The following is a 13,838-nucleotide window of genomic DNA, read 5'->3' on the forward strand; positions in this document are numbered from 1 at the left end:
CGAACCCGTCAAAATTAATACAATTGACTATTAAGACGTGATATTTCGCGTCTCTACAATCTAATTAAAAATCAGAACCTACCAGAAAATTCTGTTCTACTTCGCTTGCGTCAAAGGCTTGATTGTAGACGGCAAACATATCTAAGCTTCCCAACCAAGGGCGATCGCCGTTAAATTCGTTTCCTAAGCCAAGACGATAATTTTCATCCCAGTTTGAGAAATCTCCATCAATGGTTTCACTGGCTACTAAATTATTATCAATGTAGAGAGAAGCTTCCCCATCTGATGAACGGGTGTAAACAACATGGGTGAGTTGTGTATTCAGCAATCCTCCCTGGGAAGAAACGGTTGTTCCTACGCCATTATTACCAGTGGTGGTAGTACGCAAGCGGACGTTATAATCATCACCTGCTTGCCCTAATGTAAAGTTACGGTTGCCAATATCGGTTGAAAGTGTGGCTATTCTTGCAGGTCCATTTTGGCTGGTGTTGCCTGGAGTTACCCAAGCTTCCAGAGTAATTTCTTGAGTGGCAGTTATACCATCAATTAATTTATCGGCTGCTCGATTGGAAGCAATTAAGCTGGGAGAATTTACGTTGAGTACTCCATCTCCCCAACTTACTCCGGTTAGATTATCTATTTCCAGATTTAAAGCTGTGCCAACTCCGGAAACATCAAATACAGTGTCGCCACTGCCTTCGTCAAAGTTGTAGAGAGCGAGCAATCCTGCATTTACCCGCTCGCCAGAATTAGAATTAGAATTGGATTGTGTAACTTTTACGCTGACTTCTGCTGTATCTGTTCCACCGTTACCGTCATCTACAGAGTAGGTAAAACTATCTTCTCCAATAAAGTTCGCTTCGGGTGTGTAGATAATTTGATTATCAATAATTTCTGTAGTTCCATTATTTCCGGGATTTACCGAGCTAACAGTTAAATTATCCCCATCGACATCGCTGTCATTTGCTAAGACATTTATACTCCAAGGTGTATCTTCGTTAGTAGTAGCAGTATCATTTTGAACGAATGGTAAGTCATTCACACCTTCAACGTTAACGGAAACTGTAGCTGTGTCAATTCCACCGTTACCGTCGTTTATTTCGTAGCTGAAACTATCTATTCCATTAAAGTTAGCTGCGGGAGTATAGACAATTTGATTATCAACAATTGCCGTAGCTCCGTTATTTCCAGGATTTACCGAGCTAACAGTTAAATTATCTCCATCTTCATCGCGATCGTTTGCCAACACATTTATGTTTATCTGCGTATCTTCATCAATAACGATGCTGTCATTGACTGCAACTGGTATATTACCTGCTGGAGGTGGAGTTGCGGGAGATGGAGAGTATAATGCACCTGCTAAGAAATTCTGTTCTACTTCGGTTGCATCAAAGGCTTGATTGTAAACAGCGAATAAATCTAAACTTCCCAACCAAGGGCGCGAGCCGTTAAATTCGTTTCCTAAACCAAGGCGATAGCTGTCATCCCAGTTTGAGAAGTTTCCGCCGATTGTTTCACTGGCAACTAAATTGTTATCAATGTAGAGGAAAGCATCACCATCAGCTTCACGGGTGTAAATTACATGGGTGAGTTGTGTTTTCAGCAATCCTCCCTGGGAAGAAACGCTTGTTCCTACGCCGTTGTTACCAGTTGTGGTAGTACGCAAGCGGACGTTATAATCATCCCCGGCTTGCCCTAATGTAAAGTTACGGTTGGCAGTATTGCTTGAAAGTGTGGCTATTCTAGCAGGGCCATTTTGACTGGTGTTGCCTGGAGTTACCCAAGCTTCCAGAGTAATTTCTTGAGTTGCAGTGATACCATCAATTAATTTATCGGCGGTTTGAACGGAGGCTATTAAACTTGGAGAATTTAAGTTAAGTACTCCGTCTCCCCAATTAACTCTGGCTGGATTATTTATCTCTAAATTTAAGGCTGTACCAACTCCAGATACATCAAATACTGTATTGCCGCTGCCTTCATCAAAGTTGTAGAGAGCCAGCAAACCGGTGCTTACTCTAGCGCTAGGGTTATTATTAGAACCGGAATCTATAACTTTGACGCTGACTTGTGCTGTATCTGTGCCACCCTTACCGTCATCTACAGAGTAGGTAAAACTATCTTCTCCAGTGAAGTTAGATTCGGGAATATAAACAATCTCCGAGTCGATAATTGTTGTATTTCCATTACTCCCTGGTGTAATTGAAGCAATAGTTAAGTTATCCCCATCGACATCGCTGTCATTTGCTAAAACATTGATGCTTACACCTGTATCGCTATTAGTAGTGGCAGTATCGTTTTTAGCTACGGGTAAATCGTTTACAGGAACAACGTTAACGGTAACTGTAGCTGTGTCAGTTCCACCATTGCCATCGTTTATTTCGTAGCTGAAACTGTGTATTCCATTAAAGTTAGCTGCCGGAGTATAGACAATTTGATTATCAACAATTGCCGTAGTTCCCTTATTTCCGGAGTTTACCGAGCTAACAGTTAAATTATCTCCATCTTCATCGCTGTCATTTGCCAAGACATTTATGCTCAGAAGGGCATCTTCATTAGTCGTGACACTATCATCTATAGCCTGGGGTTTATTTTGTGGAGGATTAACATCAACAGGATCTAAATAATCTTTCAGAGCGTTAAACCACTTTTGAGCCATCTTGGCTTCACCTGTATCGTTGGGATGCACCCCATCATAAGTATCTGTACTGGCATTAAATCCAGAGCTTTGATCGACTAAGATAACAGGGGAATTAGCTTGATTTTTATCTGCAACTATTCCGGGAATTCGGTTATTTAAATCTTGTATTCTACTATTGAAACCCCCATCAACTGCTGGAATAAGTTGACTCAGAAAAATAGTCACGTCTTCGTTATCTTGTCTGAGGATATCTATAACTTGATTAAGTTCCTCTACAGAAGTGATGGCAGAATTATTTTGAATAGCATCATTACTGCCAAGGTGGATTAAAACCACGTCTGGAGTATAACCAGTCAACCAATCTGATAGTTTACCTTCTCCACCTCTACCATTGATTATTTCATCTATTCGCCATCCCCAATGACCTTCATGATCGGGATCGAAACTTCTATCTTCAAAGTTATTATTATCTTTATTTCTATTTTCAGAACCGACAAAATCAACGTTATATCCAGCTACAGTTAATTGTTCCCAAAGTTCTTTTCTGTAAGAATTCTGTCCATTCTCCGCTTGAGTAATGGAATCTCCTAAAGTCATTATTTTGATAGTATTTCGATCCATAGTACTTTGCAAATAAAAAATAGTTGAGTGCTAACGTTTCTCAGGCTCAAATGTCGAATCGGCAATTAAATTTATCGGAGCTAATCGGAATTTCAACCTCTAAAGTTAACTAAAAAATAATTAGTTAAATTTTTTAAAGGTAGAAATATCAGAGCCTCCCCAGCAAATTAACAACAATTGTCAATGCACGAAAGCTAAACATAAATCTTTGATTAGATGCAGATAATAACATCAGTGATTATAACAACATTAATCAATTCGTTATATAGCCTTTTCATGAAGATTATGTATATTTTTTGTCTCTATGTATTTAAACTAAAGCCATATTATTTTTCTATGAAGCAGCAATAAATTATCAGTTTATTCAAGATAAAGAACTGCTATAAATACTAATTAAAATTCGTTTTTAGTAGAATAAATTCTCTGAAGTGCCGACTTATTTACATCTTGGGGCAATATCATAAACCCGGTTTCTTGTCGGTTGCATAAAGATTCATTCATGCTTTCACGAATAGAAACCGGGTTTATAGCGGAATACAAACTGAACCTCATCCTCACAATAATCCGATATCCCTATACCCAACCAAATAATGATGTCTCGAAAAAGATTAAAAAACTCGATTAAGAGCAAACACCGTCAGCCCAGTTTTGATGTCCTCGATTTTGGTGACACTTGGTTTGCATGCCTACCCAGATAATTTCCCATTTATTTTGGTTGCATTTTAATTCGAGGCGATTTCGTATTCCATTCACTGAATCATCAGCCAAACCTACTATGGTGTGTACGATTACAGCCGTTTCTCCAGTTGGATAGGTAAGTGAAATTTCCTCCGAGCGTCTTCCTTCTCCTTCCTCTACACTGCTAAACAATTGTACAGCTACGGATTTTGGGTTAAAATCTTTAATTCGATTAGAAGTGATAAACTCTTGTACGTTAACTACTCGAAAATTAGAACGTGGATTGCTTTCTTGTAATGCTGCATTTAATTTAGACCAAGTTTTCTCTCCCACAATGCCATCGGCAATTAGTTGTTGGGATTTTTGAAAATTAATCACAGCTGACTCGGTTTTTGAGCCAAAAATACCGTCAATAATACCTGGATCGAAATTCAGCTTTTTCAAAGCTTCTTGCAGCTTAGTTACTTCTGTACCTTTTGAACCTTTTTTAAGCAATACAGAAGTGGTGTTCATAGTTAATTGCATTTTTAATATTCCATATTTGAGTAAGTGCATAATTAATACCACTATTGAATGTACTTATTCCGGAGGCACAAGTCTAAAAATGTCAGATTTTTCTCAAATGATAATTCCACCCAAAATAGCTACTGTAGTCTCATTAATACCGTTAAGTTCCAAAAGAGTTAGTAAAATCAATAAAATCGGCGCATTTTCAATTAAATTTCCATTTCCTCCATCTCCAATCCCGACTTTATCTTTAAATCGTGCAGAAACAACTAACCCAGCTAAAAAAAACCTGTAAGTACTTAGGCAAAATTAATTGTACATTTGTCATTGCGAGTGGAACGGAGTGAAACGTTAGCGCAGCGTCTCCCTTCGGGAGACGCTGCGCTAACGCTGTCGTATGTCCTATCGGACACGCTGCGCTAACGCAATGACACAAATAATTTTGCATACCCACTTAGCAATGCAAAGATGCTTCGAGTACCTGCTGCAATAATTGGGAAATTCATGATACTGTTTGATCTATAACCTCTTGGCTGTTATTCCTAATATCCCTTTTTCAAGCTCTGAGAAACTAGCCGAAAGTTTGGTTAGAAGTATAGGTTTCTCAAAAAACGACAAAATACCTTTTCCGAATCGAGGTATGATTTGGATGTAGACATACGATCGCCACTGCGAATTTTTCTACAAAGCTAAATATTTCAGAGCATCAAGCAACTAGCGATCGCCTAAACAAGCAAAACTATACGGAAATTTAGGTGTAAATCGCAACTTTTATACTGAATCTTCCTTTACTGATAGTATAGATAAAAACTAACAAAATGCGATTTTTTTTGCTGCATAGTTAGTTGTCAGTCAGATTAATCAACTTTTCAAAAGACATCTACCATTACTTTATTTTCTTTTCTTACTATATTAGTTTCTCTTCAATTTTACCTATTTGATCAAATCTAAAATTCCGAATTCCTGACGAATATCTAGAAGCGGACGATTCAGCAATGATTCAAATTCTAGAAAGGGAACTCTATCACTACGATTACGAGTTTTAAAGTAAATTAAAATCAATTCTGGAAGCAATCTGGGTAAAACTGTAAAAATTGATAAATACAGCCAAATTACACCGTGACGCTTAATTAAATCCTCGTACATTACATCAACAGCGGGATTTTTTCGCATTTTCAGATATTATTGAAAAGTACATTCGCTCGTCCACCAAGATAAAGGTAGCAGTTTTAATTCGTCGTACATATCGATGTCGCAGCCATATATAATATGTCCGACATCGTGAGCTAACAGGATTTTACCGAAATCATCTGGTTGTGTATTTGGATTGGTTAAATCGTAATTAATTTTATAGTATTCTTCTAATCCCTCTTTAACTGTTTGAGTGCTATTTTTATTCGTGTAGTTAGGACGTTTTTTCATTTTGTTCTTATTTTCGATACAGTAGCGTTTCGTAAGTTATAATCATATTTATGAATAAAGACAATAAATCGCAAGGAAGACCTAGAAGTTTGATATCGCATCAAGCTATATTGAAAGCAACCTTGGAATTGCTTGCAGAAGTGGGATACGAGCGGATGAGCATTGAGGCGATCGCCCAAAATGCAAAAGTTGGGAAAAGCACGATTTATCGACGCTACAAGGGAAAAGAAGAATTAGTTGCCGATGCAATTGAAAGCATTAGGGAAGAAGTTGTAATTCCAGATACGGGGAATTTTTGGGGTGATATTGATGCTTTGATTGAAAATGCCGCAAAAATTACTTTCAATCCTTTAGGAAGACAAGCTGTAGCTACGATTATTGGTAGTGCATCAAGTAATTCTGAATTTGCTCGGATTTATGCTGAAAAATATTTGCAGCCAAGAAGAGAAGCTTTTGCTGTGGTAATTAAGAGAGCGAAAATTAGAAATGAAATTCGAGTAGATTTAGATGCCAATTTTGTATTTGATGTAATGAGTGGAATGATGCTTTATGGGTTGATATTTCCACCGACATCTGAATCTTGGGAAGAATATGTTCGTCGTGCAGTAGAAGCCGTTATCAGTTAACAGTGAGCAGTTATCAGTTACTTATTTTTTATATGCTCCAAAATAATGATTATTAGAGTACCTATTGCATAAGCAAAAATATCTTTCCAATCAAATGTATTACCGATAATTACAGTAGCAATCTTATTGTTTTGCAATCCCAATTGATTTACCAGATTAAAATATTGGAGAATTTAGACGATACAAGCAAATGCAAAAACTGATAAAGCCGTGATGAATGAATTGATATTGCAGAAAGCCTTGATAAAGCAATAAATTAGAATAACTATTAAAACATCTCCGATAAAAGGGCGTATAAAGTTGTCATTGATAAACACAGCAATAAATACCTCGATAGAAAAGAGTATCAGCGTCAAGTAAAAATATTTTTTGTGGAAGCGAAACATAGTATTTTATAGACTTAATTAATTTTTTAATAATTTGAAGATACAGCACTTTGCAGATAAATGAGGTACAGCCATCAATTAGAAATCTCTTGTGGGATGGAGAGCAGCGCGTTGCGGGGGTTCCCCCCGTTGTAGCGACTGCGGGGCGGGGCATCCCTGCCCGTCCAAATACACCTCACTTTAATTAAATATGCTGTAGCTGTATTCTTTTGAACCTACTACTGAAATTACGGAAAAATAGTTAGTACATTGTGTTAAGGCTACAAGTAAGATGAAAAATTTTAGCAGTAAAACTGGATTCGTATTAAAGATATTGGTAATTGTATTTATATCGCTACCTCTTGTCGGTGCTTGTCGTCGAGATCGATCAACCCTAAACACCTGCTTACCGAAATCAAGACAGCTAACAGATGTTATTGTGGCAGAAGATTCTGGTAACAATTTGAAAACAGTTACTATATCTGACAAACTCAGAGAATTACAAGCAAGTTGCCCAAATAATCGGCTTGTAGATGCAAAAGGTACAGAAATCGTCTTTAGCGATCGCCTTCAATCATGTGGAGGTGCGGGATTCAATCAAGAAATTTTACAGCAAAGAAGAAAAGAACTTGAAACCTTGCAGCAGAAATATACTGTAATAATTGTAGAGTGCAATAATAACGGTATCCCTATCCCATAACTAATCGTTTACTCTATGATGGGTATTAATTTGTAATTTTTTTTAGTCAGGGGACATTTACCAATGCCTACAGTAACTGCTCAAGGGAAAACTTTTGAATGCGAATCCGGTAGCAATCTGCGTCAAGTCTTATTAGATAACAATATTGACGTTTATAACGGCAACGCAAAAACCATTAATTGTAGGGGGCTTGGCACTTGCGGTACTTGTGCTGTTGGAGTAGAAGGGGAAGTATCAGAAGCTAGTTGGAAAGAGAAAGCAAGATTGGGGCTTCCTCCTCATTCTGGTAATAGCTTACGCCGTTTATCTTGTCAAACTAAAGTTTTAGGAGATGTTCGCGTTACTAAGTATGATGGCTTCTGGGGACAAGGTTCTGAGGTGGTATGGAGTAGCTCAAAGAGTTAGGAGTTAGGAGTTAGGAGTTAGGAGTTAAGAATATTAGATTTTAAATTTTAACAACGGATGTTTTTGTTTTAAATGTTGAATTGAATTAGATATTTAATTTATTATTTGATTTATTATTTGATTTATCAACTTTTAATCTGGTGAAATGAAACTCAAGGTTCGTGATGGTTTCTATTTGAGCAGTATTCGTCAAAATGATAAAGCTGCTTATCTAGAGCATCTTAATGATAAAACTATCTCAGATACAATTCCACTTATGCCGTACCCTTATACCGAATCTATGGCAGTTTGGTGGATACAGCGACGCATAGATTTTTTTCATCGGAATGCAAAGGAAATATCTTTCGCGCTTCGCAATCCGAATGGTTATTTAATTGGTTCAATGGGTGTGGATGACTTAGATATAGCAGGAACACATCGAGCAGAAGTTGGTTATTGGTTAGCACCAGCTTATAGAGGTAAAGGTTTAATAAGTGATGCGCTCGGTGTTTTTATTGAATATGCATTTAATAATCTGGAAGTAACTCGTCTTACCGCTCATACTCTTGATTTTAATAAAGCTTCAGCAAGAGTTTTAGAAAAGAATAAATTTACATTAGAAGGATGTTTGAGACAACATACCAAAACTCGAAATGGTTTATTTGATGTTCTTTGTTGGGGATTGTTAAAAAGTGATTGATAATTAAGTAAATTCATACTAACAACGATTTCGCTATACTAGAATTAAACCCTTTCCTTAGAGCTACTATGGTTGCTACCGTTCATCCCTATAATATTACTTGGGAATTATTACCCGAAGACTTCATTTTAGACGATGAACCTGTGGATAATGTCAATCAACCGCCGATCGCAGCAGCACTTACTGAAAGTTTAGAATTAGCGGGAAGATTGCCGTCTACTGCTCTAGCTACGACGAATTACGGCATCTGCGCTACCGTTAATGAAAAAGTTATCGTAAAAGCTCCCGATTGGGCTTACGTGTTGCAAATCAACGTAGCTAGAGAGGAAGTCAAACGCAGCTACACCCCTTATTTACAGGGTGAGATTCCAGTTGTAGTAATGGAATTTCTTTCGGATGCAGAAGGGACAGAATATTCGAGTAAACGCACCTATCCCCCTGGAAAATGGTTTTATTACGAGCAAATTCTGCAAATACCCAACTATATTATTTTTGAACCAGAAAGCGGATCTTTGGAAGTGCATCAATTGGATGAATCAGGTAAATATGATTTGTGTCCCCCCGATGAAAATAACCGTTATTGGTTGAATGAGATGCAGTTATTTATCGGAGTGTGGCAAGGAAGACGAGAAAACCGCGAGGGTTACTGGTTGCGTTGGTGGGATGAGGCGGGTAATTTGTTGCTATGGGGAACTGAGTTAGTTTTGCAAGAGCGGGAAGCTAAAGAACAAGAAAGACAAGCTAAAGAACGAGAAAGAGAAGCCAAAGAAGCTGCTTTGAAGCGGTTAGAAGAATTAGAACAACGATTGCGTGATGCTGGGATTGAACCTTAGTTACTTTGACTTTACCTGCTTTACTACTTAAACATAAACGTATAATACTTTACAAAAAAAACTGAAAATTTTGTAAGTTAATAACCGCTACTTTATCCGGACATGGCTGATTATCTTCGGTATGATGCAGAGCTTACGTATTATCACTAAATAATTTATGGTGATAATCGATTTTATACCTATATAAAGTCAGGCTTAAATGCACCCTTTGTTTAAAGTAGTTCCGATTTTCAGTTATTCGCTTGCTGCTTTGTTACCCTTAACATTGGTACAAGCACAAGTCCCCAATCAAACCTGCCAAACTATATTAGAGAACGATCGCTACAATCTCAACTGGTATCCGGTAAAGCCTTTATCAGAATTTGTTGCAACCGATCCAGTGGCACGCCAGCTAAACGAACTTGAAGCGATCGCACTATCGCCCAGTTCCTTAGATTTAGCCGTGCAGGAAAGGTTAATCCTGTGGCTGACAGAAAAGCCAGATCCAGGTGGGGCTGACATCGGAAGAGCGGCTCAAATGAATGAATTGCTGAAAATATTACCCAACAGCCAGAAACCTCAACTCATTGCTATTTTTGACCAATTGGCAAATCGGATTGAACGATTGCCATCGCGTATGGAAAGGGCGCTGTTAACTGGCAGATTAGCAGATTATTATCAACAGTTAGAACGCACCGATCGCGCTGCCCTTCTTCTCAACCGTGCGATCGGTTTGGCATTAAAATCTACCAATGTGCAAGCCCGTACCGTTCAATTAACCAAGCTCCTTGATGCAGTTGTGGAGCTTGGACTGTCCAAAGCTATTGCCCCACAGTTACCCAAAATTAAAGCCGCACTCTTAAACACTCCAACTTTATCTTTAGCTCGCGCTTATGCCGACACCAATCAATTGCAACTAGCGCTCTTAGAAGCCGATCGCGTTGCCAAAGCTACACCCACAAAAGACCTCAATTCCCCAAACTTAATCCGTTTGTACCTGCAACTCAATCAACCCTCACGAGCCAGTGTTTATCTCAAAGGATTTCCTCCCGATGATGATGCTTCCTACGGGCGCTTAGTTGCTGCTTACGATCGCGCTAAACAACCAGCTATTGCTGACAAACTTTTTAAAGAAGGATTTTATCCGTTAGCTCGTGCGCTTTTTGTCGATCGCTTTTTGTCCGGCTACTTAAAAGCTGGAGGCAATCCCGATCGCCTTTTCGTAGGGCTGCCGACGCTTGAGGGTGTTGGAATCATCGATCTGCGCGAAAAATATTTATTACGATCTGCGGGTGAATATCGCCGACGCAACCAACCTCAAAAAGCCCAAAGAGCGATCGCGCAATTTGTACAGCTTGCAGTATCTAAAAATGTGGATCTTGAAACCGTTCTCATGGCAGCGATTAAGAATGGCTATCTCCCAGAAGCTAAAACAGCCTTTGAGCAACTGCTTGCCGGGAACGCATTCACAAAAATTGAACCACCGATTAACTTTGCGGCTCAAATCAATGCCTTAGATGCGATCGCACCCTTTGTTCAACGATCGAAAAACCCCGATCGCCGCATTGAATTGCTCCAATCTTTAGCGATCGCTTATGCCGAACAGCAGCAAGCTGATAAAGCTGTCTCTATTGCCCAAAAAATTCCGCGTCGAAGCCCAGATTATTCTTCTGCCATTGATACATTGGCAAAGGTTGCTACAGTATTTGCAAAAAGCGGACAAAAAACTCAAGCTACTATGATATTCGATCGAGCTTCAAACTTGTCATCAAGTATCAAAGAAGTAGATACCCGCGCTCAAGCTTACGCAGCAATTGCCCGCGCTTATACCAATGCTGGAGAAACTGCCGCTGCGGAAAAATCTCGTCAAACCGCTGTCAAATGGGCTTCATCCTTGCCTACCGTTACTGCTAACAATATGCTGTTGTCGATCTCGCAACAGTTTTTGGATGCCAACCAAGTTGAAGCAGCCTGGAAAACCTTGCAGGAAATTCCTAGAGATAGTGAAATTTATCAAAACTTGCACATTGATAGTTGGGTATCTGTTGCCTTAGAGACTGGTAACTTATCCATCGCTCAACAAGCGTTTGATTTACGAGATGTTTACAAAGAACAGTTAAGATTTATAGATCCAACATCCCTACTTATCAAAGCTTACCTCGATCGCGATCGTCCCCTAGAAGCAATTAAAATCCTCGATCTAGTTGCAAAATATATTAATAACCAAAAGGAACCTAACCTTTATCTTATGATTTCAACTGCGGAATTTTATGCAAAAGCCGGACGCATTGATGCTGCTCGTCAGTTGATGAAAAAGATTCCAAATCCGACACCTTATGGTCTTTCTTGGCAAGAAATCCAGCAAAATATAGATTGCTACGAAAAAAGTTTGTTGTAATTAATTTTGCCTTTATATTTTAAGTGCAGAACAAATTGATTCAAGTCGGGGAACTTATTGGAACGTAGCTGTGGATGTTAAACAAAATGCTCCTGTAATATACGAATTGGATACATCAGGTGCGATCGCGAAACAACCATAAATTTTTTTTTATGTACGTTTTATTTAGTAATATTTATTTGAAGCATCTACCACAGGAATTGTATGTCTAGCATCAGTCAAATTATCCAACCTCACCTCAAAGATTTAGGCGGTTTTGAAGCTCGTCGCTGTCTTCCTCACGATAAGCGTCAAATGGTTGGCCCTTTCATTTTTTTCGATCATTTGGGGCCTGCCGTGTTTCCTGCTGGTAAAGGTGTAGATGTAAGACCTCATCCTCACATAAATTTGGCAACTGTAACTTATTTATTGTCAGGGGAAATACTGCATCGTGATAGTGTCGGTACGGTTCAAGAAATTCAACCCGGTGCTGTTAACTGGATGAGTGCGGGTAAGGGTATTGTACATTCCGAACGCTCCCCCGATAGCTTTAGAAATCGCGAAGCAACTTTACACGCAATTCAAATTTGGGTTGCTCTCCCCAACGAACACGAAGAAACCGAACCTTGGTTTCGTCATTATCCAAAAGATAATTTACCCGTTTGGAATGAAAATGGTGTGACGATAACCTTAGTTGTGGGAGAAGCTTTCAATCGTGCTTCCAAAGTTGAAACTGTTTCGCCGATGTTTTACTTAGACGTGCAGCTACAGCCGAATACAGAGTTTGTATTACCCGATTTGTATAGCGAAAGAGCAGTTTACAGCATTACTTCCGGTTTGAGCATTGATGGAGAATCTTTAAAACAACATCAGCTAGCGGTATTGAATTCCGGTAGTGAAATTAAAATCCGTGCAAATACAGAAGCAAGATGTATAGTTTTCGGTGGAGAACCAGTAGGCGATCGCTACAAATGGTGGAACTTGGTTTCCAGTAGCCCCGAAAGAATTGAGCAAGCAAAACAAGATTGGAAGGAAGGAAAGTTTAGTAAAGTACCTGGAGAAGACGAATTTATTCCGTTGCCATCTGATGATATTACTGAGTATAGTCGGCCGCAAGCGCTTTCTTAGGGAGAGAGGGGGTAGAGGGGGTAGAGTGAGGAGAGGGGGTAGAAAATTATTCTTAGCGACTAACAACTAACTAATATCGCTATACTAGAATTCAATCCCTTCGCTTGCAGTTACCATGATTGCTACCGTTCGTCCCTATAATATTACTTGGGAATTATTACCCGAAGATTTCATTTTAGACGATGAACCTGTGGATAATGTCAATCAACCACCTATTGCTGCGGCACTTACTGAAAGTTTAGAATTAGCTGGTAGATTACCGTCCACTGCTTTGATTACGACGAATTACGGCATTTGCGCCACTGTAAATGACAAAGTTATCGTAAAAGCTCCCGATTGGGCTTACGTGCCGCAAATAAACGTGGCTAGAGAAGAAGTTAAACGCAGCTATACCCCCAATTTACAAGGTGATATTCCAGTTGTGGTAATGGAATTTCTTTCGGATGCGGAAGGAACGGAATATTCTAGCAAACGCACCTATCCCCCCGGAAAGTGGTTTTATTACGAGCAAATTTTGCAAATCCCTAACTATATTATTTTTGAGCCGGAAAGCGGTTGTTTGGAAGTGCATCAATTGGATGAATCGGGTAAATATGATTTGCGATCGCCTTCGGAAAATAATTGTTACTGGTTGGATGAGATGCAGCTATTTATCGGGGTTTGGCAGGGAAGACGAGAAAATCGCGAAGGTTACTGGTTAAGGTGGTGGGATGAAGCAGGTAATTTGCTGTTATGGGAACTGAGTTAGTTGAGCAAGAAAGAGAAGCTAAAGAGCAGGAAAGAGAAGCGAAGGAAAATACTTTGAAGCGGTTGGAAGAATTGGAGCAACGATTGAGAGATGCTGGGATTGAGCCTTAGTTAATTTTCATAAATAAATTCA

At 39.1% G+C, this 13,838-nt stretch carries 11 protein-coding genes and 2 pseudogenes; 8 read left to right on the forward strand and 5 right to left on the reverse strand.

Going from position 1 to position 13,838, the window contains the following annotated elements; genetic code table 11:
- Positions 1–64: 64 nt before the first annotated feature.
- The 4 genes from ACM03V_RS12220 to ACM03V_RS12235 all read right to left on the reverse strand — a co-directional run bounded on the left by ACM03V_RS12220 (position 65) and on the right by ACM03V_RS12235 (position 5,866).
- The gene (locus tag ACM03V_RS12220; RefSeq protein ID WP_414621055.1) at positions 65–3,259 is read right to left on the reverse strand and encodes an Ig-like domain-containing protein; all 3,195 of its coding nucleotides are present in this window, start codon (positions 3,257–3,259) and stop codon (positions 65–67) included.
- 621 nt (positions 3,260–3,880) lie between these two features.
- A complete protein-coding gene (locus tag ACM03V_RS12225; RefSeq protein ID WP_414621056.1) occupies positions 3,881–4,450 on the reverse strand; it encodes a peptidoglycan-binding domain-containing protein in 570 nt (189 codons plus the stop codon).
- A gap of 927 nt (positions 4,451–5,377) precedes the next feature.
- Complete coding sequence (locus tag ACM03V_RS12230) at positions 5,378–5,617, reverse strand: hypothetical protein (RefSeq protein ID WP_414621057.1); 240 nt, start codon at positions 5,615–5,617, stop codon at positions 5,378–5,380.
- A gap of 9 nt (positions 5,618–5,626) precedes the next feature.
- Positions 5,627–5,866 (reverse strand): hypothetical protein, encoded by a 240-nt coding sequence (locus ACM03V_RS12235; protein ID WP_414621058.1) that lies wholly within the window; start codon positions 5,864–5,866, stop codon positions 5,627–5,629.
- Between the two features lie 50 nt (positions 5,867–5,916).
- Between ACM03V_RS12235 and ACM03V_RS12240 the strand changes: the two genes are divergently transcribed.
- Positions 5,917–6,492 (forward strand): TetR/AcrR family transcriptional regulator, encoded by a 576-nt coding sequence (locus ACM03V_RS12240; protein ID WP_414621059.1) that lies wholly within the window; start codon positions 5,917–5,919, stop codon positions 6,490–6,492.
- 17 nt (positions 6,493–6,509) lie between these two features.
- Here ACM03V_RS12240 and ACM03V_RS12245 read toward each other — a convergent pair.
- A pseudogene (locus ACM03V_RS12245) lies at positions 6,510–6,878 on the reverse strand (DUF2809 domain-containing protein).
- Positions 6,879–7,149: 271 nt separating this feature from the next.
- On the opposite strand from ACM03V_RS12245, the gene ACM03V_RS12250 reads away from it, so the two are divergent.
- The 7 genes and pseudogenes from ACM03V_RS12250 (at position 7,150) to ACM03V_RS12280 (ending at position 13,816) form a co-directional block, all read left to right on the forward strand.
- Positions 7,150–7,557 carry a hypothetical protein gene (locus tag ACM03V_RS12250; RefSeq protein ID WP_414621060.1) on the forward strand — a complete coding sequence of 136 codons (408 nt, stop codon included), beginning with the start codon at positions 7,150–7,152 and terminating at the stop codon, positions 7,555–7,557.
- Positions 7,558–7,620: 63 nt separating this feature from the next.
- A complete protein-coding gene (locus ACM03V_RS12255) occupies positions 7,621–7,962 on the forward strand; it encodes a 2Fe-2S iron-sulfur cluster-binding protein (RefSeq protein WP_414621061.1) in 342 nt (113 codons plus the stop codon).
- A 145-nt stretch (positions 7,963–8,107) separates the two neighbouring features.
- On the forward strand, positions 8,108–8,641 hold the full coding sequence (locus ACM03V_RS12260) for a GNAT family N-acetyltransferase (RefSeq protein ID WP_414621062.1): 534 nt from the start codon (positions 8,108–8,110) through the stop codon (positions 8,639–8,641).
- Positions 8,642–8,709: 68 nt separating this feature from the next.
- Positions 8,710–9,474, forward strand: coding sequence for a Uma2 family endonuclease (locus tag ACM03V_RS12265; protein ID WP_414621063.1), 765 nt, complete (start codon positions 8,710–8,712; stop codon positions 9,472–9,474).
- A 199-nt stretch (positions 9,475–9,673) separates the two neighbouring features.
- A complete protein-coding gene (locus ACM03V_RS12270) occupies positions 9,674–11,851 on the forward strand; it encodes a hypothetical protein (RefSeq protein WP_414621064.1) in 2,178 nt (725 codons plus the stop codon).
- A 204-nt stretch (positions 11,852–12,055) separates the two neighbouring features.
- Positions 12,056–12,958, forward strand: coding sequence for a pirin family protein (locus ACM03V_RS12275; RefSeq protein WP_414621065.1), 903 nt, complete (start codon positions 12,056–12,058; stop codon positions 12,956–12,958).
- A gap of 115 nt (positions 12,959–13,073) precedes the next feature.
- Positions 13,074–13,816: pseudogene (locus ACM03V_RS12280) on the forward strand (Uma2 family endonuclease).
- Positions 13,817–13,838: the final 22 nt, after the last annotated feature.

The organism is Calothrix sp. CCY 0018, from assembly GCF_963920925.1.
Taxonomy (GTDB): Bacteria; Cyanobacteriota; Cyanobacteriia; order Cyanobacteriales; family Nostocaceae; genus Rivularia.

Excerpts from the sequence above, each read along its gene's own strand:
- ACM03V_RS12220 (WP_414621055.1), bottom strand. The coding sequence starts at position 3,259 with ATGGATCGAAATACTATCAAAATAATGACTTTAGGAGATTCCATTACT.
- ACM03V_RS12225 (WP_414621056.1), bottom strand. The coding sequence starts at position 4,450 with ATGAACACCACTTCTGTATTGCTTAAAAAAGGTTCAAAAGGTACAGAA.
- ACM03V_RS12230 (WP_414621057.1), bottom strand. The coding sequence starts at position 5,617 with ATGCGAAAAAATCCCGCTGTTGATGTAATGTACGAGGATTTAATTAAG.
- ACM03V_RS12235 (WP_414621058.1), bottom strand. The coding sequence starts at position 5,866 with ATGAAAAAACGTCCTAACTACACGAATAAAAATAGCACTCAAACAGTT.
- ACM03V_RS12240 (WP_414621059.1), top strand. The coding sequence starts at position 5,917 with ATGAATAAAGACAATAAATCGCAAGGAAGACCTAGAAGTTTGATATCG.
- ACM03V_RS12250 (WP_414621060.1), top strand. The coding sequence starts at position 7,150 with ATGAAAAATTTTAGCAGTAAAACTGGATTCGTATTAAAGATATTGGTA.
- ACM03V_RS12255 (WP_414621061.1), top strand. The coding sequence starts at position 7,621 with ATGCCTACAGTAACTGCTCAAGGGAAAACTTTTGAATGCGAATCCGGT.
- ACM03V_RS12260 (WP_414621062.1), top strand. The coding sequence starts at position 8,108 with ATGAAACTCAAGGTTCGTGATGGTTTCTATTTGAGCAGTATTCGTCAA.
- ACM03V_RS12265 (WP_414621063.1), top strand. The coding sequence starts at position 8,710 with ATGGTTGCTACCGTTCATCCCTATAATATTACTTGGGAATTATTACCC.
- ACM03V_RS12270 (WP_414621064.1), top strand. The coding sequence starts at position 9,674 with ATGCACCCTTTGTTTAAAGTAGTTCCGATTTTCAGTTATTCGCTTGCT.
- ACM03V_RS12275 (WP_414621065.1), top strand. The coding sequence starts at position 12,056 with ATGTCTAGCATCAGTCAAATTATCCAACCTCACCTCAAAGATTTAGGC.